This is a genomic window from Burkholderia semiarida (genome assembly GCF_029268935.1).
GTDB lineage: Bacteria > Pseudomonadota > Gammaproteobacteria > Burkholderiales > Burkholderiaceae > Burkholderia > Burkholderia semiarida.
The window spans coordinates 483,509-504,960 of the sequence record NZ_JAHLCL010000007.1 but is presented as its reverse complement, the minus strand read 5'-3'; the positions used below and the strand labels follow the sequence as shown (position 1 = coordinate 504,960).

The 21,452-nt window shown below is 67.1% G+C and carries 19 protein-coding genes and 1 pseudogene; 11 read left to right on the top strand and 9 right to left on the bottom strand.

What is annotated here, in order from left to right; all coding sequences use genetic code 11:
* Window positions 1–64 precede the first annotated feature (64 nt).
* Both clpB and KPB06_RS15350 read right to left on the bottom strand, forming a co-directional pair.
* Window positions 65–2,662 (bottom strand): ATP-dependent chaperone ClpB, encoded by a 2,598-nt coding sequence (clpB, locus tag KPB06_RS15355; RefSeq protein WP_059585283.1) that lies wholly within the window; start codon window positions 2,660–2,662, stop codon window positions 65–67.
* A gap of 158 nt (window positions 2,663–2,820) precedes the next feature.
* Window positions 2,821–3,339 carry an Rrf2 family transcriptional regulator gene (locus tag KPB06_RS15350; protein ID WP_059585282.1) on the bottom strand — a complete coding sequence of 173 codons (519 nt, stop codon included), beginning with the start codon at window positions 3,337–3,339 and terminating at the stop codon, window positions 2,821–2,823.
* Between the two features lie 252 nt (window positions 3,340–3,591).
* Here KPB06_RS15350 and KPB06_RS15345 point away from each other — a divergent pair, with 252 nt between their 5' ends.
* Window positions 3,592–4,152, top strand: coding sequence for a group III truncated hemoglobin (locus KPB06_RS15345; RefSeq protein ID WP_059585281.1), 561 nt, complete (start codon window positions 3,592–3,594; stop codon window positions 4,150–4,152).
* A gap of 62 nt (window positions 4,153–4,214) precedes the next feature.
* On the opposite strand, the gene KPB06_RS15340 is transcribed toward KPB06_RS15345, so the two are convergent.
* The 6 genes from KPB06_RS15340 to KPB06_RS15315 all read right to left on the bottom strand — a co-directional run bounded on the left by KPB06_RS15340 (window position 4,215) and on the right by KPB06_RS15315 (window position 10,548).
* Entirely contained in the window at window positions 4,215–4,691 is a 477-nt protein-coding gene (locus KPB06_RS15340) for a molybdenum cofactor biosynthesis protein MoaE (protein WP_059585280.1), read from the bottom strand.
* Between the two features lie 11 nt (window positions 4,692–4,702).
* Window positions 4,703–4,960 (bottom strand): molybdopterin converting factor subunit 1, encoded by a 258-nt coding sequence (gene moaD / locus KPB06_RS15335; RefSeq protein WP_059585279.1) that lies wholly within the window; start codon window positions 4,958–4,960, stop codon window positions 4,703–4,705.
* A gap of 19 nt (window positions 4,961–4,979) precedes the next feature.
* Complete coding sequence (locus KPB06_RS15330) at window positions 4,980–6,227, bottom strand: molybdopterin molybdotransferase MoeA (RefSeq protein ID WP_059585278.1); 1,248 nt, start codon at window positions 6,225–6,227, stop codon at window positions 4,980–4,982.
* Window positions 6,228–6,461: 234 nt separating this feature from the next.
* On the bottom strand, window positions 6,462–7,913 hold the full coding sequence (gene thrC, locus KPB06_RS15325; RefSeq protein WP_059585277.1) for a threonine synthase: 1,452 nt from the start codon (window positions 7,911–7,913) through the stop codon (window positions 6,462–6,464).
* Window positions 7,914–7,927: 14 nt separating this feature from the next.
* Window positions 7,928–9,256, bottom strand: coding sequence for a homoserine dehydrogenase (locus KPB06_RS15320; protein WP_059585276.1), 1,329 nt, complete (start codon window positions 9,254–9,256; stop codon window positions 7,928–7,930).
* Window positions 9,257–9,309: 53 nt separating this feature from the next.
* Complete coding sequence (locus KPB06_RS15315) at window positions 9,310–10,548, bottom strand: pyridoxal phosphate-dependent aminotransferase (RefSeq protein WP_059585275.1); 1,239 nt, start codon at window positions 10,546–10,548, stop codon at window positions 9,310–9,312.
* A gap of 315 nt (window positions 10,549–10,863) precedes the next feature.
* Between KPB06_RS15315 and KPB06_RS15310 the strand changes: the two genes are divergently transcribed.
* The 9 genes from KPB06_RS15310 (at window position 10,864) to KPB06_RS15270 (ending at window position 19,243) form a co-directional block, all read left to right on the top strand.
* Window positions 10,864–11,238 (top strand): Mth938-like domain-containing protein, encoded by a 375-nt coding sequence (locus KPB06_RS15310; RefSeq protein WP_059585274.1) that lies wholly within the window; start codon window positions 10,864–10,866, stop codon window positions 11,236–11,238.
* A 124-nt stretch (window positions 11,239–11,362) separates the two neighbouring features.
* Complete coding sequence (locus KPB06_RS15305) at window positions 11,363–13,039, top strand: glycosyltransferase family 39 protein (RefSeq protein WP_059585273.1); 1,677 nt, start codon at window positions 11,363–11,365, stop codon at window positions 13,037–13,039.
* A gap of 13 nt (window positions 13,040–13,052) precedes the next feature.
* Window positions 13,053–13,424 (top strand): EamA family transporter, encoded by a 372-nt coding sequence (locus KPB06_RS15300; protein WP_059585272.1) that lies wholly within the window; start codon window positions 13,053–13,055, stop codon window positions 13,422–13,424.
* 130 nt (window positions 13,425–13,554) lie between these two features.
* On the top strand, window positions 13,555–14,706 hold the full coding sequence (locus KPB06_RS15295; RefSeq protein ID WP_104012114.1) for a DegT/DnrJ/EryC1/StrS family aminotransferase: 1,152 nt from the start codon (window positions 13,555–13,557) through the stop codon (window positions 14,704–14,706).
* Window positions 14,707–14,712: 6 nt separating this feature from the next.
* Complete coding sequence (locus KPB06_RS15290; protein ID WP_059645634.1) at window positions 14,713–15,765, top strand: glycosyltransferase; 1,053 nt, start codon at window positions 14,713–14,715, stop codon at window positions 15,763–15,765.
* Complete coding sequence (locus KPB06_RS15285) at window positions 15,762–16,709, top strand: formyltransferase (RefSeq protein WP_275920496.1); 948 nt, start codon at window positions 15,762–15,764, stop codon at window positions 16,707–16,709. The genes KPB06_RS15290 and KPB06_RS15285 overlap by 4 nt, the downstream gene beginning before the upstream one ends.
* On the top strand, window positions 16,706–17,761 hold the full coding sequence (locus KPB06_RS15280) for a bifunctional UDP-4-keto-pentose/UDP-xylose synthase (RefSeq protein WP_006478632.1): 1,056 nt from the start codon (window positions 16,706–16,708) through the stop codon (window positions 17,759–17,761). Before KPB06_RS15285 ends, KPB06_RS15280 begins: the two co-directional genes overlap by 4 nt.
* A 13-nt stretch (window positions 17,762–17,774) precedes the next feature.
* The gene (locus KPB06_RS15275) at window positions 17,775–18,671 is read left to right on the top strand and encodes a polysaccharide deacetylase family protein (RefSeq protein WP_059645627.1); all 897 of its coding nucleotides are present in this window, start codon (window positions 17,775–17,777) and stop codon (window positions 18,669–18,671) included.
* 110 nt (window positions 18,672–18,781) lie between these two features.
* Window positions 18,782–19,243: a peroxiredoxin gene (locus tag KPB06_RS15270; RefSeq protein WP_059645625.1), complete on the top strand. Its 462-nt coding sequence runs from the start codon at window positions 18,782–18,784 to the stop codon at window positions 19,241–19,243.
* Window positions 19,244–19,441: 198 nt separating this feature from the next.
* Here KPB06_RS15270 and KPB06_RS15265 read toward each other — a convergent pair.
* Window positions 19,442–19,683, bottom strand: a pseudogene (locus KPB06_RS15265) (hypothetical protein); the annotation flags it as partial.
* Between KPB06_RS15265 and KPB06_RS15260 the strand changes: the two are divergent.
* Window positions 19,579–21,390 (top strand): PhoH family protein, encoded by a 1,812-nt coding sequence (locus KPB06_RS15260; protein ID WP_059645620.1) that lies wholly within the window; start codon window positions 19,579–19,581, stop codon window positions 21,388–21,390. The pseudogene KPB06_RS15265 and the gene KPB06_RS15260 sit on opposite strands and share 105 nt — an antisense overlap.
* Window positions 21,391–21,452 lie beyond the last annotated feature (62 nt).

Below are 21,452 nucleotides of genomic sequence, written 5' to 3'. Positions count from 1 at the left end.
CCGAGGCGGGGTGTTCGTTTTTGCGCGCCCGGCGTGAGCCGGGCACGCGGCCGATGGCGGACGATCAGTGAACGACGCGGTCGAACACGAACTGGCCGTCGTTCACGTCGACCGGGATCACGTCCTTCGGACCGAAGCGGCCCGCGAGGATCAGCTTCGCGACCGGGTTCTCGATCTCCTGCTGGATCGCGCGCTTCAGCGGCCGCGCACCGAACACCGGATCGTAGCCGACCTTCGCGATCTGTTCGAGCGCCGCCGGCGACACGTCGAGCGCCATGTCGAGCTTCGCGAGCCGGTCATGCAGGCGCGCCAGCTGGATCTTCGCGATCGACTCGATGTTGCTGCGGTCGAGCGCGTGGAACACGACGACGTCGTCGATCCGGTTCAGGAACTCGGGGCGGAAATGCTGCTTCACCTCGAGCCACACGGCGTCCTTGATCTCGTCCTGCGGCGAGCCCGTCATGGCCTGGATCACCTGCGAGCCGAGGTTCGACGTCATCACGATGACCGTGTTCTTGAAGTCGACCGTACGCCCCTGCCCGTCCGTCATGCGGCCGTCGTCGAGCACCTGCAGCAGCACGTTGAACACGTCCGGATGCGCCTTCTCGATCTCGTCGAGCAGGATCACGCTGTACGGCTTGCGGCGCACGGCTTCCGTCAGGTAGCCGCCTTCCTCGTAGCCGACGTAGCCCGGCGGCGCGCCGATCAGCCGCGCGACGCTGTGCTTCTCCATGAACTCGCTCATGTCGATGCGGATCAGGTGCTCTTCCGAATCGAACAGGAACGACGCCAGCGCCTTGCACAGCTCGGTCTTGCCGACACCGGTCGGGCCGAGGAACAGGAACGAGCCGTACGGACGGTTCGGATCGGCGAGCCCCGCGCGCGACCGACGGATCGCATCGGCCACCGCGCTGATCGCCTCGTCCTGGCCGACCACGCGCTCGTGCAGCTTTTCCTCGATGTGCAGCAGCTTCTCGCGTTCGCCCTGCATCATCCGCGACACGGGGATGCCCGTCGCACGCGACACGACTTCCGCGATTTCCTCCGCACCGACCTGCGTGCGCAGCAGTCGCGGACGCGTCGGGTTGTGCTGCTCCTGCTCCTCGGCCTGCGTGACCTGCTTCAGTTGCGCCTCGAGCTGCGGCAACTTGCCGTACTGCAGCTCGGCGACCTTCTCCAGCTTGCCTTCACGCTGCAGCCGCGCGATGTCCGCCCGCACCTTCTCGATCTCTTCCTTGAGCTGCGCGCTGCCCTGCACCGCGGCCTTCTCGGCGGTCCAGATCTCTTCCAGGTCCGCATATTCGCGGCCGAGGCGATCGATCTCTTCCTCGATCAGTTGCAGGCGCTTCTGCGACGCTTCGTCCTGCTCCTTCTTCACCGCTTCGCGCTCGATCTTCAGCTGGATCAGACGACGGTCGAGCTTGTCCATCTCTTCCGGCTTCGAATCGATTTCCATCTTGATCTTCGAGGCGGCTTCGTCGATCAGGTCGATCGCCTTGTCGGGCAGGAAGCGGTCGGTGATGTAGCGATGCGACAGCTCGGCCGCGGCGACGATCGCCGGGTCGGTGATGTCGACGCCGTGGTGCAGCTCGTACTTCTCCTGCAACCCGCGCAGGATCGCGATCGTCGCCTCGACGCTCGGCTCGTCGACGAGCACCTTCTGGAAGCGGCGTTCGAGCGCGGCGTCCTTCTCGATGTACTTGCGGTATTCGTCGAGCGTGGTCGCGCCGATGCAGTGCAGCTCGCCGCGCGACAGCGCCGGCTTGAGCATGTTGCCCGCGTCCAGCGCGCCTTCGGCCTTGCCCGCGCCGACCATCGTATGAATTTCGTCGATGAAGACGATCGTCTGGCCTTCGTCCTTCGCGATGTCGTTGAGCACGGCCTTCAGGCGCTCCTCGAACTCGCCGCGATACTTCGCGCCGGCGAGCAGCGCGGCCATGTCGAGCGACAGCACGCGCTTGCCCTTCAGCGTCTCGGGCACCTCGCCGTTGACGATCCGCTGCGCGAGCCCTTCGACGATCGCGGTCTTGCCGACGCCCGGCTCGCCGATCAGCACCGGGTTGTTCTTCGTGCGGCGCTGCAGGATCTGGATCGAGCGGCGAATTTCGTCGTCGCGGCCGATCACCGGGTCGAGCTTGCCCGCGCGGGCGCGCTCGGTCAGGTCGACCGTGTATTTCTTCAGCGCCTCGCGCTGGCTTTCGGCGTCCTGGCTGTGCACCTGCGAGCCGCCGCGCACCGCGGCGATCGCGGCTTCGAGCGCCTTGCGCGTGAGACCGTGCTGGCGCGCGAGCTTGCCGGCGTCGCCCTTGTCGTCGGACACGGCGAGCAGGAACATCTCGCTCGCGATGAACGTGTCGTTGAGCTTCTGCGCTTCCTTGTCGGCCTGATTCAGCAGGCCGGCCAACTCACGGCCGATCTGGATGTCGCCGCCCGTGCCCGTTACTTGCGGCAGGCGCGAAATGGCTTCGTTCAGCGCGCCCTGGAGCGCCTGCACGTGCACGCCCGCGCGCGACATCAGCGAGCGGGCCGAGCCGTCGTGCTGCGCGACCAGCGCCGCGAGCACGTGAACGGGTTCGATGTATTGATTGTCGCGGCCCGCCGCGAGGCTTTGCGCGTCCGCGAGTGCTTCCTGGAACTTGGTGGTGAGCTTGTCGATTCTCATTTGGTTGAGACCTCCAATTTTCGATTAACACCAAGATGAGGATGGTTATGCGGCTTTCAAGCGAAATTCGGGTTGATTCAGCGCAAAAATTGCCGGATAGCCTGAAAACGGTCCGGCGGCGTGATGGCGCGAGCGGGCAGCGCGCGGCGCCCCGCGCATCAGGGGGCCTTGGACGACGTCTGTTCAACTGCCGGCGCTTCGTCCGGCACCGGCGCGGCACGCACGAGCGCGACCGGACGAATGCCGAGCAACGCCGCGAGCGGCGATGCGGGCACGGCCAGCTCGCCGAGCGTGTGACGATCGAGCTCCGCGAAGAACGCATCGCGCGCGGCCGCCAGCACGCTTTTCAGCTGGCACTGCGGCTCGATCACGCAGCCGCGCGGCTCGCTGCCGTCGGGCGAAAAGCAGCCGACCAGCGCGAAGTCGTTTTCGGTCGCCCGCACGACCTGGCCGACCGTCAGCCGCAGCGAATCGGCGAACAGCCGCAGCCCGCCGTTGCGGCCGCGCACGGTGTCGACCCAGCCCAGTTCGCCGAGCCGCTGGACGACTTTCATCAGATGGTTCTTCGAGATGCCGTAGGCGTCCGAGATCTCCTGGATCGTCGCGAGCCCCTCGCCGCGCACGGCCAGATACAGCATCACGCGCAGCGAATAGTCGGTGTAGTCGGTGAGTCTCATGAGCGAATACAGAAAAGGTCGATCGTGCCCCGCTCGGATGAACCGGGCCGATCGCGAGGCGTGCAGGGCCGATAGACGGCGCCGTGGCGCGGCCCCGGGTTGCCGGGATCGCGTGCGCGCAATAAGATGCGGGATATCTACACGTTTTCCAGGGGTTATTGGACGCTATTTTGCGTCAAAATCCGACCGGCGTCCTGCCCGTCGCCGGCGCCGTCGCGCCGTCACCGCCCCGCTCTACCGGCCCTTTTCGTCATGACTGCCCAACCCGTCTCGCCCGATACCGTACCGGCCCGCCCCCGCGACGCCGAGCCGACCGAAGACAACATCCGCGATCTCGTCTACGCGTTCTACGACCGCGTACGCGCCGATCCGCTGCTGGGGCCCGTATTCGACGCGAAGCTGGCCGGCCGCTGGGACGACCATCTGCCGAAGATGGTGACGTTCTGGTCGAGCCTCGTGCTCGGCACCAAGGGTTATCGCGGCAACGTGCAGCAGGCGCACCAGCCGCTCGACGGGATCGAGCCGGCCCATTTCAGCCGCTGGCTGTCGCTGTTCCTGAACACCGTCGAAGCGCGCTACGCGCCGCCCGCGGCGGTTCGTTTCATGGAGCCCGCGCTGCGGATCGCGCAGAGCCTGCAGTTGAGCCGGTTCGGCTGGGACTACCGGATTCCGCCCGAGCAGCAGGCGCTGCTCGACGCGATCGCGCCGCGCCGCCGCGACGCGGGCGACGATTCGCACGCGTTACCGTCGCGCGCCCGCGGCGAGCCTTTTCCGACGAAGATCATCGGGCGCGGCGTCGACCCGGACGCGTAACGCCCTTTACACGCGACGACGGCACGCACGCGGCACTTCGCTGCATCGCCCGCGTGCCGCGCTCAGCGCGGCGCGTTGCCCGACTCGACGCCCCAGCGCGCGAGCGCGGCGTCGTCGGTGCTGCGCGCATCGACCCAGCGCTCGCCGTCCGGCGTCGTTTCCTTCTTCCAGAACGGCGCTTCGGTCTTCAGATAATCCATCACGAACTCGCACGACGCGAACGCGTCGCCGCGGTGCGACGCGACCGTCGCGACCATCACGATCTGGTCGAGCGGCAGCAGCCTGCCGACGCGGTGCACGATCGCGACGTCGACACCCGGCCAGCGCCGGCCGGCCTCGGCCGCGATCTTTTCGAGCGCCTTCTCGGTCATTCCGGGATAGTGCTCGAGCTCCATCGCGGCGACCGTATCGCCTTCGTTCAGGTCGCGCACCGTGCCGACGAAGCACGCGAGCGCGCCGATCTTCGGGTTGCGCGCCCGCAATGCCGCCACTTCGGCATTCAGATCGAAATCGTCGGTCTGGACTCGTACCGCTGCCATCGCCTCCCCCCTCAACCGCCCGTGACGGGCGGGAAGAACGCGACCTCGCAGCCTTCGGTGAGCCGCGTGTCGGGGTCGGTCATCTCGTGGTTGCACGCCATGCGCAACGCGCGCCCTTCGGCGAGCGTGTCGGCCCACGCGCCGCCGCGCGCGCGCAGCCACGCGCGCACGTCGCCGACGGTCGTCACGCCGTCCGGCACGTCGGCTTCTTCATCGGCCACGCCCAGTGCTTCGCGCACGCTTGCAAAAAATTTCAGTTGAATCTTCATGGTTCGGGGAGCCGCCGCGTCACGACAGCAGTTCGGAAAACGGAATGAAACGCACGGTCTCGCCTGCGCTGATCGCGTGCTGCGGCGGATTGTCGATCAGGCCGTCGCCCCAGACCGTCGACGTGAGCACGGCCGAGCTCTGGTTCGGGAACAGGTCGAGGCCGCCGGCCGCATTGACGCGCGCGCGCAGGAATTCGTTGCGCCGGTCGCCCTTGCTCTGCGAAAAATCGGCACGCAGCGACAACGCGCGCGGCGCGACGTCGCGCACGCCGGACAGGCGCAGCAGGAACGGCCGCACGAACAGCAGGAACGTGACGAAGCTCGAGACCGGGTTGCCGGGCAGCCCGATGAAATGCGCGTCGGCGCGCTCGTCGCCGCGGCGCACCGCGCCGTACGCGAGCGGCTTGCCGGGCTTCATCGCGATCTGCCACAGCGCGAGCCGGCCTTCGGCCTCCACGGCCGGCTTCACGTGATCCTCGTCGCCGACCGACACGCCGCCGCTCGTCAGGATCACGTCGTGATCGCGGGCGGCCTCGCGCAGCGTGTCGCGCGTCGCGGCCAGCGAGTCGGGCACGATGCCGTAATCGGTCACGTGGCAGCCGAGCCGCTCGAGCAGCCCGCGCAACGTGAAGCGGTTCGAGTTGTAGATCGCGCCGGGCTTCAGCGGCTCGCCGGGCATCGTCAGTTCGTCACCGGTGAAGAACACCGCGACGCGAATCCGCCGCGCGACCGCCAGTTGCGCGCAGCCGACCGACGCAGCGAGACCCAGCGCCTGCGGCGTGAGCCGCGTGCCGGCCGGCAGGATCACCGAACCCTGACGGATGTCCGCGCCCTGCGCGGTGATCCATTCGCCGGCCTTCGGCGTGTGCAGGATCTCGACCGCGTCGCCGTCGGCCGATGCCTGCTCCTGCATCACGACGGCATCGGCGCCCGGCGGCACCGTCGCGCCGGTGAAAATCCGCGCGGCCGTGCCGGCCGCGAGCGGCGCGGCCGGATGCCCGGCCGGAATGCGCTGCGACACCGGCAGGCGCCGGTCGCCGTGCAGCAGGTCGGCGACACGCACTGCATAGCCGTCCATCGCGCTCGTATGCATCGGCGGCACGTCGAGCGGCGAGCTGACGTCGGCCGCCAGCACGCGGCCGAGCGCGTCGAGCGTGGCGACGGTTTCGGCGCCGGGCAGCGGCTTCGCGGCGTCGAGCAGCGCGGCGAGCGCCTCGGCGGTCGACAGCATCGGCGCGCGCGGCGCCGCGGGATTCGGGTTCGACATCGATGGAATCGGGGATCGTTGGAATCAATACGTCATTGTAGCGACGACGCCACGCGGGCGCGCGATATGGCGGGCATGCGAAAACTGTGATCGGCGCGAACGCGCGGGTCTGGCACCTGTTTCGCGCGGCGTACGATGCCCGCGCGCCAAACGAAACGGCCGGAACCCCGATCCGTTCGACGAATCGGCATTCCGGCCGTCCCGCGCGACCGGGCCCGCGGGCCCGGCCGTGCGTCATGCGCCCGTATGGGCGGCGATGAAGTCCTTCACCTGCTGCGCGTCGGCCTTCACGACCTCGAAGCGCTGCGGCAGCGCCTCGAGCCCGTCGAAAGCGGCCGGACGCTCGGCTTCGCGATCGAGCGCCTCGCGGATCGTCTCGCCGAACTTGATCGGCTGCGCCGTCTCGAGCACGACCATCGGCACGCCGGCCTCCAGATGCTCGCGCGCGACCTTCACGCCGTCGGCCGTATGCGTATCGATCATCGTGTCGTAGCGCGAGAACACGTCGCGGATCGTCGCGATGCGGTCGGCGTGGCTGCTGCGGCCGGACACGAAGCCGAATTCGGCCACACGCGCGAAATCGCCGCTCGCCGCGAGATCGAAGCCGCCCTTCTCCTCGACGTCGCGGAACAGTTGCATCACGCGCGCCGGATCGCGGCCGAGCAGGTCGAACACGAAGCGCTCGAAGTTCGACGCCTTCGAGATGTCCATGCTCGGGCTGCTCGTGTGATAGGTGTTTTCGGCGCTGCGCACGCGGTACGCGCCGGTACGGAAGAACTCGTCGAGCACGTCGTTCTCGTTGGTCGCGACCACCAGCTTCGCGATCGGCAGCCCCATCATCCGCGCGATGTGGCCCGCGCAGACGTTGCCGAAGTTGCCCGACGGCACCGTGAACGACACGCGCTCGTCGTTGGACTGCGTCGCCGCGAAATAGCCCTTGAAGTAGTACACGACCTGCGCGACGACGCGTGCCCAGTTGATCGAGTTGACGGTGCCGATCTTGTGCCGCGCCTTGAACGCGTGATCGTTCGACACGGCCTTCACGATGTCCTGGCAGTCGTCGAACACGCCTTCGACCGCGAGGTTGAAGATGTTCGGATCCTGCAGGCTGAACATCTGCGCCGTCTGGAACGCGCTCATCTTCTTGTGCGGCGACAGCATGAACACGCGCACGCCCGCCTTGCCGCGCATCGCATACTCGGCCGCGCTGCCGGTGTCGCCCGACGTCGCGCCGAGGATGTTCAGCGTTTCGCCGTGCTTCGCGAGCGTGTACTCGAACAGGTTGCCGAGCAGCTGCATCGCCATGTCCTTGAACGCGAGCGTCGGGCCGTTCGACAGTTCGAGCAGCGACAGCGCCGCGCCGTTCTCGGTGCCGAGCGCCTTCAGCGGCGTGATGTCGGACGCGTTTTCGCCATGGCGCGTGTTGCTGTACACGGCGGCCGTATACGTGCGGCGCGTGATCGCGCGCAGATCGTCGGCCGGCACGTCATCGCAGAACTTCGACAGGATCTCGAACGCGAGATCCGCGTACGACAGCGTGCGCCAGCGCGCGAGCTCGTCGGCGGACACCCTCGGATACTCGGCCGGCAGGTAGAGCCCGCCGTCCTTCGCGAGACCGCCGAGCAGGATGTCGGAGAACGTATGGCGCTCGCCGATGCCGGCGCCGCGCGTGGAAATGTAGTTCATGTCGTTCCTGGTCCTCAGTTCAGCGCTTCCATGCGCAGCTTCGTTACCTTCGAGACCACCGTCGCGAGACTCTCGATCTGCGCGATCGCCGCGTTGACGTTCTTCTCGACCGTCTCGTGCGTGATCAGGATGATGTCGGTCTCGCCGTTCGCGCCGTCGATCTGCTCCGATTCCTTCTGCAGCAGCGCGTCGATCGAGATGCCCGACTCGGCGAGGATGCGCGTGATGGCGGCCAGCACGCCGGTCTGGTCGGCAACGCGCAGGCGCAGGTAGTAGCCGCTCGTCACTTCCTCGATCGGCAGGATCGGCGTGTTCGACAGGCTGTCCGGCTGGAACGCGAGGTGCGGCACGCGATGCTCGGGGTCGGCCGTGTGCAGGCGCGTGACGTCGACGAGATCCGCGACGACGGCCGATGCGGTCGGCTCGGCGCCCGCGCCCTTGCCGTAGTACAGCGTCGTGCCGACCGCATCGCCGTGCACGACGACCGCGTTCATCGCGCCCTCGACGTTCGCGAGCAGGCGCTTTTCCGGGATCAGCGTCGGGTGCACGCGCAGCTCGATGCCGTTTGCGGCGCGGCGCGCGATGCCGAGCAGCTTGATCCGGTAGCCGAGCTCTTCCGCGTAGCGGATGTCGGTCGCGTCGAGCTTGCTGATGCCCTCGACGTACGCGCGGTCGAACTGCACCGGCACGCCGAACGCGATCGCGCTCATGATCGTCGCCTTGTGCGCGGCGTCGACGCCTTCGATGTCGAAGGTCGGATCGGCTTCCGCGTAGCCGAGTTCCTGCGCGGCCTTCAGCGCGGTCGCGAAATCGAGGCCGCGGTCGCGCATTTCCGACAGGATGTAGTTCGTCGTGCCGTTGATGATGCCCGCGATGTACTGGATGCGGTTCGCGGTCAGGCCTTCGCGCAGCGCCTTGATGATCGGGATGCCGCCGGCGACGGCCGCCTCGAACGCGACCATCACGCCCTTCTCGCGCGCGGCTTCGAAGATCTCGGTGCCGTGCACCGCGAGCAGCGCCTTGTTCGCCGTGACGACGTGCTTGCCGTTCGCGATCGCGCGCAGCACGAGCTCGCGCGCGATGCCGGTGCCGCCGATCATCTCGGCGACGATCGCGATCGACGGATCGTCGACGACCGCGTTGAAGTCGTCGGTGATCTGCGCGGCCGCGGCGTCACCGCCGAGCGCGGCCTGCGCCTTGGCCGGGTTGCGCACGGCAATGCGCGCCACCTCGATGCCGCGCCCCGCGCGTCGCTTGATTTCTTCCTGGTTGCGGCGCAGCACCGTGAAGGTGCCGCTGCCGACGGTGCCGAAGCCCAACAGGCCAACTTTGATCGGTTCCATGCTGCGTGTGATCGATGAGTAAGAAGTAGTGAGTTCCGTGTGGCGCTGCCCGCTCAGACCGAATGGCGCTTGCGGTAGCCGTCGAGAAAGCGCGCGATCCGGTTGATCGAATCGGCCAGATCGTCGAGGTTCGGCAGGAAGACCACGCGGAAGTGGTCCGGCGTCGCCCAGTTGAACCCCGTGCCCTGAACCAGCAGCACGCGTTCCTCGAGCAACAGGTCGAGAATGAACTGCTGGTCGTTCTGGATCGGGTAGAGCTTCGGGTCGAGGCGCGGGAACATGTACAGCGCGGCCTGCGGTTTCACGCAGGTCACGCCCGGGATCGACGTCAGCATGTCATACGCGAGTTCGCGCTGCTTGTACAGGCGCCCGTTCGGCACGATCAGCTCGTTGATGCTCTGGTAGCCGCCGAGCGCCGTCTGGATCGCGAACTGGCCGGGCACGTTCGCGCACAGGCGCATCGACGACAGGATGCCGAGCCCTTCCAGATAATCCTTCGCGCGCCGGCGGTTGTCGCCGCCGAGGCCCGATACGGCCATCCAGCCCGCGCGATAGCCGCACGACCGGTAGCTCTTCGACAGGCTGTTGAACGTGACGGTGATCACGTCCTCCGACAGCGCGCCCAGCGCCGTGTGCTCGAGGCCGTCGTAGACGATCTTGTCGTAGACCTCGTCGGCGAACACGATCAGCCCGTGCTGGCGCGCGATCTCGAGCAGCTCGAGCAGCAATTCGTCGGAATAAAGCGCGCCGGTCGGATTGTTCGGGTTGATCACGACGATCGCCTTCGTGTTCGGCGTGATCTTGCCGCGGATGTCGTCGAGGTCGGGCATCCACGCGTTCTGCTCGTCGCACACGTAGTGCACGGGCGTGCCGCCCGACAGGCTCACGGCCGCCGTCCACAGCGGGTAGTCGGGCGCGGGCAGCAGCACTTCGTCGCCGTCGTTCAGGAGCGCCTGGGTCGCCATCACGATCAGCTCGGACGCGCCGTTGCCGATGTAGATGTCGTCGAGCCCGACGCCGACGACGCCCTTTTCCTGCGTGTAGTGCATCACGGCCTTGCGCGCCGAGAACACGCCCTTCGAATCCGAATAGCCGGACGACGCCGGCAGGTTGCGGATCATGTCCTGGATGATTTCGTCCGGCGCGTCGAAACCGAACGGCGCGAGGTTGCCGATGTTCAGCTTGATGATGCGGTGGCCTTCTTCCTCGAGGCGCTTGGCGTGCTCGAGCACCGGGCCACGGATGTCGTAGCAGACGTTGAGCAGCTTGTTCGACTTCTGAATCGGTTTCACGACGACACGGTTCCTGGGTTGGCCTTGCGGCCGGGGGGACGGGATCAAAACTGGAAAGCGGCCGGTCTGTGCGCGCTGTCTAGGCTGGGAAAAAGCGGCGGCCGGACGCGGCTTGTGGCGACGCACGACGCAAGTGGCGCCCGGGGGCGACCAAAAAGTTATAATTTAGCGGATTTTGGCCGACTTTCGCAATGCACCATAGCCGCGCCGGGCCCGCGCCGTCAGGCGTCCGCGCGTGCCGGAGCGCGCGAAACCGGCCCGCCGGGCCCCACGGCCCTGCCAATCCATTCCCCTACGGAACCGCGGAATACCGATTTGAAACTGCACCAGGACACGAGCGGCGCGCTCAACACCGTCACCGGCTACGGCCCCGATTATGTCGACGTCAACCTCGAACGCCATGAAACGAGCGTCATCGTCCTGCCCGGCGCGCCGGTCCAGGCCTGGCCCGTGGTGTCGTTCGACGCGCTCGCGCCCGAGCATTTCGCGATGCTGCTCGACCCCACGCCCGAACTCGTGATCTTCGGCAGCGGCGCGCGGCTGCGCTTTCCGCACCCGCGGCTCGTCGCGGCGCTCACCGCGAAACGGATCGGCGTCGAGACGATGGATTTCCAGGCCGCCTGCCGCACCTACAACATCCTGATGGCCGAGGGCCGCAAAGTCGCCGCCGCGCTCTTGATTGAACGTTAATCCCCGATGCGGTAAAACACGGGCCGGCGCAGCGGGTCGATCCCCGGATCGCCCCCGGCCAGGCCGCCCGCCCCCGGCGCACCGCGCCGGCGGCCCGTCACAACAACCAACAGGCTGAAAACCCATGAACGATACGCCGTCGAGGCTACCGCTCAATCGCATCACGCTCGTCCTCCTCGTCGTCGCGCTCGCGATCGTCTGGTTCGCGCCGCTCGGGCTGCGCCACCTGATCCCGAGCGACGAAGGCCGCTACGCGGAGATGGCGCGCGAGATGTTCGTCACCGGCGACTGGATCACGCCGCGCTACAACGGCTACAAGTACTTCGAGAAGCCGCCGCTGCAGACCTGGCTGAACGCGCTCACCTTCGCCTGGTTCGGCATCGGCGAATGGCAGGCGCGCCTCTACACCGCCGTCGCGAGCTTCGCCGGCGTGCTGCTCGTCGGCTACACCGGCGCGCGCCTGTTCAACCCGCTGTCGGGCTTGCTCGCGGCCGTCGTGCTGGCCAGCTCGCCGTACTGGAACCTGATGGGCCACTTCAACGCGCTCGACATGGGGCTCGCGTTCTGGATGGCGCTGTCGCTCTGCTCGCTGCTGCTCGCGCAGCGGCCCGGGCTGCGCCCGGCCGCGGTACGCGGCTGGATGTGGGCGTGCTGGGCCGCGATGGCGTTGGCGGTGCTGTCGAAGGGCCTCGTCGGCCTGATCCTGCCGGGCGCCGTGCTCGTGCTGTATACGCTGGTCGCGCGCGACTGGGCGCTGTGGAAGCGCCTGTACCTCGTCAGCGGCCTCGTGATCTTCTTCGCGATCGTCACGCCGTGGTTCGTGCTCGTCCAGCAGCGCAACCCCGAGTTCTTCAACTTCTTCTTCGTCGTCCAGCAGTTCCGCCGGTACCTGACCCCGGAACAGAACCGCCCGGGCCCGCTGTACTACTTCGTGCCCGTGCTGCTGGTCGGCTTCCTGCCGTGGCTGTCGGTCGCGTGGCAGAGCATCCGCCATGCGCTGCGCATGCCGCGCCAGCCGAACGGCTTCTCGCCGATGCTCGTGCTGCTGATCTGGAGCGCGTTCATTTTCCTGTTCTTCAGCGCGTCGCATTCGAAGCTGATCTCGTACGTGCTGCCGGTCGCGCCGGCGCTCGCGCTGATCATCGGCGCGTACCTGCCGCTGATGACGGCCGACCGGTTCCGCCGCCACCTGCTCGGCTATCTCGTGTTCTTCGTCGCCGCGGCGTTCGGGATCATCTTCCTCGCGTACCAGGGCGACGCCCGCACGCCGAACGCGCTGTACCGCGCGTTCCAGATGTGGCTGTACGCCGGCCTCGCGGTCTCGGCCGCGCTGACGCTCGCGGCCGCGTGGCTCAACCGCCGGGCGGGCGCGGCCGCCGCGCTCGCCGCGTTCGGCGCCGCGTGGCTCGCGTTCGGCACGATCGGCGGCACCGGGCACGACGAGTTCGGCCGCTACAGCTCGGGCGCGCTGCTCGCGCCGGCCGTGCGCGCCGAGCTGGCGAAGCTGCCGCCCGACACGCCGTTCTACTCGATCGAAATGCTCGACCACACGTTCCCGTTCTACGTGGGCCACACGACGATCATGGTCCAGCGCCAGGACGAGCTCGCGTTCGGGATCTCGGTCGAGCCGAACAAGTGGATCCCGACCGTCGGCGAATGGATCACGCGCTGGAAGCAGGACACCCATGCGCTCGCGATCATGCCGCCCGGCCAGTACGACGCGCTGGCCAAGGAAGGCGTGCCGATGCGCGTGATCGCGCGCGACAACCGCCGCGTGATCGTCGAGAAACCGCAATCGTAAGGACGTCCCCCGCATGAATCCCGTTTCGTTCGTCTGCATCGTCACCGGCGTGATGCTCAACGCCTGTGCGCAACTTTTGCTGAAAGCCGGCGTCAACGCCGTTGGACACTTCGAATTCAGCCGTGCGAACATCATTCCGGTCGGATTCAAGATCGCGACCCAATTGCCGATCATCGGCGGCCTCGGCTGCTACGTGCTGAGCGTCGTCGTATGGATCGTCGGGCTGTCGCGGGTCGACGTGTCGATCGCGTACCCGATGCTGTCGCTCGGCTACGTCGTCAATGCGTTCGCGGCGTGGTACCTGTTCGGCGAAGTCCTGTCGATGCAGCGGCTCGTCGGCATCGGCATCATCCTGATCGGCGTGCTCGTGCTCGCGCGCAGCTGAGCACGGCGCGCGGCGTTAAGCGTCCGCCTACAAAAAATCACGGTACGAATCGGCCAACCGGTGTTTAATGCCGGTTTCGGACGGATCGCCCGACCCTTTTATTACACGCCATTACAGGCCCAACGCGTTCATGAGCCAGACTACCGCTCCGTTTCTGCCGTTCACCCGCCCCGAGATCGACGAGGAAACCATCCAGGGCGTCGTCGACGTGCTGCGCTCGGGCTGGATCACGACCGGCCCGCAGTGCCAGAAATTCGAAGCCGCGCTGTCGGAGTACTGCGGCGGCCGCCCGGTCCGCGCGTTCAATTCGGGTACCTGCACGCTCGAGATCGGCCTGCGCATCGCGGGCGTCGGCCCCGGCGACGAGGTGATCACGACGCCGGCGTCGTGGGTCTCGACCAGCAACGTGATCATCGAAACGGGCGCGACGCCCGTATTCGCGGACATCGATCCCGTCACGCGCAACATCGATCTCGACAAGCTCGAGCAGGCGATCACGCCGCGCACGAAGGCGATCGTCCCCGTGTTCCTGTCCGGCCTGCCGGTCGACATGGACCGCCTGTACGCGATCGCCCGCGCGCACAAGCTGCGCGTGATCGAGGATGCCGCGCAGGCATTCGGCTCGATGTGGAACGGCAAGCGCATCGGCGCGTTCGGCGACCTCGTGTCGTTCAGCTTCCACGCGAACAAGAATCTGACGACGATCGAAGGCGGCGCGCTCGTGCTGAACGACGAGGACGAAGCCGTGCTCGCGCAGAAGTACCGGCTGCAGGGCATCACGCGCACCGGCTTCGACGGGATGGACTGCGACGTGCTCGGCGGCAAGTACAACCTGACCGACGTCGCCGCGCGCGTCGGCCTCGGCCAGCTACCGCACCTCGAGCGCTTCACCGCGCAGCGCCGCGCGCTCGCCCGCGCGTATTTCGCCGCGTTCGACGGCGGCGCGGCCGTGAAGCTCGGCCTCGGCCTGCCGGTCGCCGAATTCGAGAACGGCAACTGGCACATGTTCCTCGTCACGCTGCCGCTCGAGCGGCTGACGATCACGCGCGCCGAATTCATGGCGCAGATGAAGGAACGCGGCATCGGCACCGGCATCCACTACCCGGCGATCCATCTTTTCACGCTGTACCGTGCGCGCGGTTTCAAGGAGGGGATGTTCCCCCACGCCGAACGGTACGGCGCGTCGACCGTCACGCTGCCGCTGTTTACGCAGATGACGGAAGGCGACGTGCGTCGCGTGGTCGACGCCGTCAATCAGATTTGCGAACAATACGGAAAATAAGCGTACATGAGTCACCTTGAAGCACGCGCCGGGCATCCGGGCGCCGGACACCCGGGCGCCGCGCATCTGGACGCCGGCCGGCCCGAAGTCTCGGTCATCATCCCCGTATACAACGAGGAAGACGGCCTCGCCGCGCTGTTCGCGCGACTGTATCCGGCGCTCGACGCACTCGACACGCCGTACGAAGTGATCCTGATCAACGACGGCAGCCGCGACCGCTCGGCCGCGATGCTCGCCGATCAGTTCCACGTACGGCCGGACACGACACGCGTCGTGCTGCTCAACGGCAACTACGGCCAGCACATGGCGATCCTCGCGGGCTTCGCGCAGTCGCGCGGCGAGATCGTCATCACGCTCGACGCCGACCTGCAGAATCCGCCCGAGGAAATCGGCAAGCTGATCGCGAAGATGCGCGAGGGCTACGACTACGTCGGCTCGATCCGCAAGCAGCGCCAGGACAGCCTGTGGCGGCGCAAGGCGTCGCAGATGATGAACCGGCTGCGCGAGCGCATCACGCGCATCAAGATGACCGACCAGGGCTGCATGCTGCGCGCGTACAGCCGCCGCATCATCGACACGATCAACGTGTGCGGCGAAGTCAACACGTTCATCCCCGCGCTCGCGTACACGTTCGCGCAGAACCCGACCGAAATCGAGGTCGCGCACGAGGAACGCTTCGCGGGCCAGTCGAAGTATTCGCTGTACAGCCTGATCCGGCTGAACTTCGACCTCGTGACGGGCTTCTCGGTCGTGCCGCTGCAGTGGCTGTCGTTCATCGGCGTGATCCTGTCGCTCGGCTCCGCCGCGCTGTTCGTGCTGCTGCTCGTGCGCCGCTTCATCGTCGGCGCGGAAGTGCAAGGCGTGTTCACGCTGTTCGCGATCACGTTCTTCCTGCTCGGCGTGATCATCTTCGCGCTGGGCCTGCTCGGCGAATACGTCGGCCGCATCTACCAGCAGGTGCGCGCGCGGCCGCGCTACCTGATCCAGGCCGTGCTCGAGCAGCACGATGGCGTGCCGCCGGTGCCGGCCGGCGCGAACCATCCGGGAGCCGTGCAATGAAGCCGCGCGCGGTCGTCTTCGCGTATCACAACGTCGGCGTGCGGTGCCTGCAGGTGCTGCTCGCGCGCGGCGTCGACGTCGCGCTGGTCGTCACGCACGAGGACAATCCGAACGAGAACATCTGGTTCGGCAGCGTCGCGGCCGTCGCGGCCGAGCACGGCATTCCGGTGCTCACGCCGGCCGATCCCGCCGATCCGGCGCTGCGCCGCGCGGTGTCCGACGCGCGGCCCGATTTCATCTTCTCGTTCTACTACCGCCACATGCTGCCGGTGGACCTGCTCGCGATCGCGCCGCGCGGCGCGTACAACATGCACGGTTCGCTGCTGCCGAAATACCGGGGTCGGGTTCCGACCAACTGGGCCGTGCTGAACGGCGAGACCGAGACCGGCGCGACGCTGCACGAGATGGCCGCCAAGCCCGACGCGGGTGCGATCGTCGGCCAGACCGCGGTGTCGATCCTGCCGGACGACACGGCCGCGCAGGTATTCGACAAGGTCACCGTGGCCGCCGAGCAGACGCTGTGGCGCGTGCTGCCCGCGCTGCTCGCGGGCGAGGCGCCGCACCTGCCGAACGATCTCGCGACCGGCAGCTACTACGGCGGACGCAAGCCCGAGGACGGCCGCGTCGACTGGTCGAAGCCGGCCGCGCAGGTCTACAACCTGGTGCGCGCGGTCGCGCCCCCGTATCCGGGTGCATTCACGGACGTCCACGGCGCGCGCTTCGTGATCGCGCGCGCGCGCCTCGCGGCGCCCGGCAGCGCGATGGCGGCGGCCGCCGCGGATTTGCCGCCCGGCCTGCACGTAAGCGATAATGCGCTATTCGGCGTCTGCGGCGACAGCCGCGCCCTATCCATTCTCGAGCTCCGGCAACAGCGCGACGGCGGTGAAACCGTCGTGGCGCCCGCGGAATTCGCGCAGTTCATTCATTCTTCCCGTCATTCATGAAAGCAAAAAAAGTCCTGATCCTGGGTGTGAACGGCTTCATCGGCCATCACCTGTCGAAGCGCATTCTTGAGACCACCGATTGGGAAGTGTTCGGCATGGACATGCAGACCGACCGGCTGGGCGACCTCGTCAACCACGAGCGGATGCATTTCTTCGAAGGCGACATCACGATCAACAAGGAGTGGGTCGAGTATCACGTGAAGAAGTGCGACGTGATCCTGCCGCTCGTCGCGATCGCGACGCCGGCCACCTACGTCCAGCAGCCGCTGCGCGTGTTCGAGCTCGACTTCGAGGCGAACCTGCCGATCGTGCGCTCGGCCGTCAAGTACGGCAAGCACCTCGTGTTCCCGTCGACCTCCGAGGTCTACGGCATGTGCTCGGACGAGCAGTTCGACCCGGATGCCTCCGCGCTCACCTACGGCCCGATCAACAAGCCGCGCTGGATCTACGCGTGCTCGAAGCAGCTGATGGACCGCGTGATCTGGGGCTACGGGATGGAAGGCCTGAACTTCACGCTGTTCCGCCCGTTCAACTGGATCGGCCCGGGCCTCGACTCGATCTACACGCCGAAGGAAGGCAGCTCGCGCGTGGTCACGCAGTTCCTCGGCCACATCGTGCGCGGCGAGAACATCAGCCTCGTCGACGGCGGCTCGCAGAAGCGCGCGTTCACCGACATCGGCGACGGCATCAGCGCGCTGATGAAGATCATCGAGAACAAGGGCGGCGTCGCGTCGGGCAAGATCTACAACATCGGCAATCCGAAGAACAACTTCTCGGTTCGCGAGCTCGCGCACAAGATGCTCGAACTGGCCGCGGAATTCCCCGAGTACGCCGATTCGGCCAAGCAGGTGAAGCTCGTCGAAACGACGTCCGGCGCCTACTACGGCAACGGCTACCAGGACGTGCAGAACCGCGTGCCGAAGATCGACAACACGATGCAGGAGCTCGGCTGGGCGCCGCAAGCGACGTTCGACGACGCGCTGCGCAACATCTTCGAAGCGTATCGCGGCCACGTCGCCGACGCGCGCGCGCTCGTCGAACAGCAAGGCTGAGCGGGACGTTCGCTTGGCTCGCATCGTCCTCAAGATCGACGTCGACACGCTGCGCGGCACGCGCGAAGGCGTGCCGAACCTCGCGCGCATCTTCGATCGCTTCAATGCGCGCGCGACCTTCCTCTTCAGCCTCGGGCCCGATCACACGGGCTGGGCGCTGCGGCGCGTGTTCCGTCCGGGCTTCCTGAAGAAGGTGTCGCGCACGTCGGTCGTCGAACACTACGGCGTGAAGCAGCTGATGTACGGCGTGCTGCTGCCCGGCCCCGACATCGGCCGCCGCGCGATCGCCGACATGCGCGCGATTCACGAGGCCGGCTTCGAATGCGGGATCCACACGTGGGATCACGTGGTCTGGCAGGACAACGTGCGCGTGCGCGATCGCGACTGGACCGCGCGTGAAATGCAGAAGAGCCACGCGCGCTTCATCGAGATCTTCGGCGCGCCGCCCGTCACGCACGGCGCGGCCGGCTGGCAGATGAACGATTCCGCGTTCGAGCAGATCGACGCGTGGGGGATGCGCTACGCATCCGACGGTCGCGGCCACTCGCCGTACCTGCCCGTCGTCGGCGGCCGCACGCTGTCGCACGTGCAGATGCCGACCACGCTGCCGACGCTCGACGAAGTGCTCGGCGTCGACGGCATCGACACGCACAACGTCGCCGCGCACATCCTCAAGTTCACCGAAGCCAATCCGCACGACCAGGTGTTCACGCTGCATGCGGAACTGGAAGGCCAGAAGCTCGCGCCCGTGTTCGAGCAACTGCTCGCCGGCTGGCGTGCGCAAGGCCACACGTTCGCGACGATGGGCGACTACCACGCGACGCTGGACCGCGACTCGCTGCCATCGTACCCTGTCGCGTGGGGCGAAATCCCCGGCCGCTCCGGCGAACTGATCGTCCAGCCCGACTGAGTTCGCGCGCGAGCCGGCGTCGCCGCTCCCGCCCTCGCGGCGCGTTGCCGCGACGCCCCGCCGAACCGCGCCGCCGCAGCGGCGCCCTTCCATAACAACAGGAGAAACACGTGTCTGTCGAAGTTGACCGTCAAGTTCCCGATTTCACCGCACCGGCCACGGGCGGCGACATTTCGCTGTCCGACCTGAAGGGCAAGAAGCTCGTGCTGTACTTCTATCCGAAGGACAACACGCCGGGCTGCACGACCGAAGGGCTGCAGTTCCGCGATCTCTATCCGAAGTTCAAGAAAGCCGGTGCGGAAGTCATCGGCGTGTCGCGCGACAGCCTGCGCTCGCACGACAACTTCAAGGCCAAGCTCGAACTGCCGTTCCCGCTGATTTCCGATGCCGACGAAGCGCTGTGCGCGTTGTTCGATGTCATCAAGATGAAGAAAATGTATGGCAAGGAAGTGCGCGGAATCGAGCGCTCGACGTTCCTGATCGACGCGGACGGCGTGCTTCGCCACGCATGGCGCGGCATCAAGGTACCGGGTCACGTGGACGACGTGCTAAAGGCTGTACAAGCGCTTTGAGGCGCGTTATATTGGGCCGCAATGAATGCCCGTTCGCCCCATATTTCTCGTAGCTGCGCCGGTGCCCGTTGCGATGCTTGCCGGCACCTGACGCGCATCACGACGGCATCAGCCGAGCCGCATGTCCCTGTCGACGGGGCAGCGGCTTTTTTTATGGAACGCGCGCCGGCCCTCCCCGGTCCGGCCCTTACCGCATCGAGGAGCTGATCGACACTTAGGCGAACCGGCTAGACGAAATTCCTGTGCGCCACCGCGCGCAAACTGCATGCGTCTACGTCACGCAGGATGCGATCAGCGGCGCACGCCATGCGACACGATTCCTCCCGAGGGACACCATGCCTTTGCCTACTCCCCCCAGCAAGCTCGGCAGCCTGCTGCCGCCCGACGAATACAAGGCGAAAGCGCGGCCCGCGAAAGCCGCGAAGAAATCCGCCGAAGGGGACGCATCCACAGCCGGTGACTATGGTCCGGCCAGCGTGGCCCAACCGATGATCGAAGCCGCGAACACGGCCGCGCCGCTGCGCGCCGTCGCGTCTTCGGCGCCCGATGCCCCGAGCGCGCCCGCGCGCGGCCGCAAGACCAGGCAGACGGCCGCGCTGCTGCAGCCGATGCCGGCGCCCGCCGAACCCGCGGCGCCCGTCGTGGCACGCAACGACAAGCCGGCCGCCGACAAGTCTGGCGGAGCGGCCGCGGCACCCGCGCGCGATGCCGGCGCCGCGACGAAGTCGCGCAGCCGCAAGCCCGCCGACGCCGAACTGCAGAAGCTGTTCGTGCTCGACACCAACGTGCTGATGCACGACCCGAGCAGCCTCTTCCGCTTCGAGGAACACGACGTCTATCTGCCGATGATGACGCTCGAGGAACTCGACAACCACAAGAAGGGGATGTCCGAAGTCGCACGCAACGCGCGCCAGGTCAGCCGCACGCTCGACGCGCTCGTCGCCGACGGCGGCCCGATCTCGGCCGGCATCCCGCTGTCGCGCCTCGGCAGCCGCGACGCGCTCGGCCGCCTGTACTTCCAGACGAAGCTGGCGGATATCGCGCCGGTGGAAGGTTTGCCCGAAGGCAAGGCCGACAATCAGATCCTCGGCGTCGTGCGCGCGCTGCAGCGCGACCGGCCCGACCGCCAGGTCGTGCTGGTGTCGAAAGACATCAACATGCGGATCAAGGCGCACGCGCTCGGCCTGCCCGCGGAAGACTACTTCAACGACCAGGTGCTCGAGGATTCGGATCTCCTGTACAACGGCGTGCGCGAACTGCCGCAGGACTTCTGGACCAAGCATGCGAAGGGCATGGAGAGCTGGCAGGACACGAAGACGGGCACCACGTACTACCGCGTGACCGGCCCGCTCGTCGCGTCGATGCTCGTCAACGAGTTCGTCTATCTCGAGCCGCAGAACGGCGAGCCGACGTTCCACGCGATCGTCCGCGAGCTGAACGGCAAGACGGCGCTGCTGCAGACGCTGCGCGACTACAGCCACCACAAGAACAACGTGTGGGGCATCACCGCGCGCAATCGCGAGCAGAACTTCGCGCTGAACCTGCTGATGAACCCCGAGATCGACTTCGTCACGCTGCTCGGCCAGGCCGGCACCGGCAAGACGCTCGTCGCGCTCGCGGCCGGCCTCGCGCAGGTGCTCGACGACAAGCGCTACAACGAGATCATCGTGACGCGCGCGACCGTGCCCGTCGGCGAGGACATCGGTTTCCTGCCCGGCACCGAGGAAGAAAAGATGCAGCCGTGGATGGGCGCATTCGACGACAACCTCGAAGTGCTGCAGAAGACCGACGACGCGGCCGGCGAATGGGGCCGTGCGGCGACGCAGGAGCTGATCCGTTCGCGCCTGAAGGTGAAGAGCATGAACTTCATGCGCGGCCGCACGTTCGTCGACAAGTACCTGATCATCGACGAGGCGCAGAACCTGACGCCGAAGCAGATGAAGACGCTCGTCACGCGCGCGGGCCCCGGCACGAAGATCGTGTGCCTGGGCAACATCGCGCAGATCGACACGCCCTATCTGACCGAGGGCAGCTCGGGCCTGACCTACGTCGTCGACCGCTTCAAGGGCTGGGGCCACAGCGGCCACGTAACGCTCGCGCGCGGCGAACGCTCGCGGCTCGCCGACTACGCGTCGGACATTCTGTAACGCGCCGGCCGGCCGATCGGCCGGCTGTCGACGCCACGCGGCGCTCCGTTTCCGGAGCGCCG

Coding starts and splice junctions, on each gene's coding strand:
- KPB06_RS15300 (WP_059585272.1), top strand. CDS start 13,053: ATGAATCCCGTTTCGTTCGTCTGCATCGTCACCGGCGTGATGCTCAAC.
- KPB06_RS15305 (WP_059585273.1), top strand. CDS start 11,363: ATGAACGATACGCCGTCGAGGCTACCGCTCAATCGCATCACGCTCGTC.
- KPB06_RS15260 (WP_059645620.1), top strand. CDS start 19,579: ATGCCTTTGCCTACTCCCCCCAGCAAGCTCGGCAGCCTGCTGCCGCCC.
- KPB06_RS15295 (WP_104012114.1), top strand. CDS start 13,555: ATGAGCCAGACTACCGCTCCGTTTCTGCCGTTCACCCGCCCCGAGATC.
- KPB06_RS15340 (WP_059585280.1), bottom strand. CDS start 4,691: ATGGCAGCGGTACGAGTCCAGACCGACGATTTCGATCTGAATGCCGAA.
- KPB06_RS15290 (WP_059645634.1), top strand. CDS start 14,713: ATGAGTCACCTTGAAGCACGCGCCGGGCATCCGGGCGCCGGACACCCG.
- KPB06_RS15285 (WP_275920496.1), top strand. CDS start 15,762: ATGAAGCCGCGCGCGGTCGTCTTCGCGTATCACAACGTCGGCGTGCGG.
- clpB (WP_059585283.1), bottom strand. CDS start 2,662: ATGAGAATCGACAAGCTCACCACCAAGTTCCAGGAAGCACTCGCGGAC.
- thrC (WP_059585277.1), bottom strand. CDS start 7,913: ATGAACTACATTTCCACGCGCGGCGCCGGCATCGGCGAGCGCCATACG.
- KPB06_RS15280 (WP_006478632.1), top strand. CDS start 16,706: ATGAAAGCAAAAAAAGTCCTGATCCTGGGTGTGAACGGCTTCATCGGC.
- moaD (WP_059585279.1), bottom strand. CDS start 4,960: ATGAAGATTCAACTGAAATTTTTTGCAAGCGTGCGCGAAGCACTGGGC.
- KPB06_RS15350 (WP_059585282.1), bottom strand. CDS start 3,339: ATGAGACTCACCGACTACACCGACTATTCGCTGCGCGTGATGCTGTAT.
- KPB06_RS15345 (WP_059585281.1), top strand. CDS start 3,592: ATGACTGCCCAACCCGTCTCGCCCGATACCGTACCGGCCCGCCCCCGC.
- KPB06_RS15320 (WP_059585276.1), bottom strand. CDS start 9,256: ATGGAACCGATCAAAGTTGGCCTGTTGGGCTTCGGCACCGTCGGCAGC.
- KPB06_RS15330 (WP_059585278.1), bottom strand. CDS start 6,227: ATGTCGAACCCGAATCCCGCGGCGCCGCGCGCGCCGATGCTGTCGACC.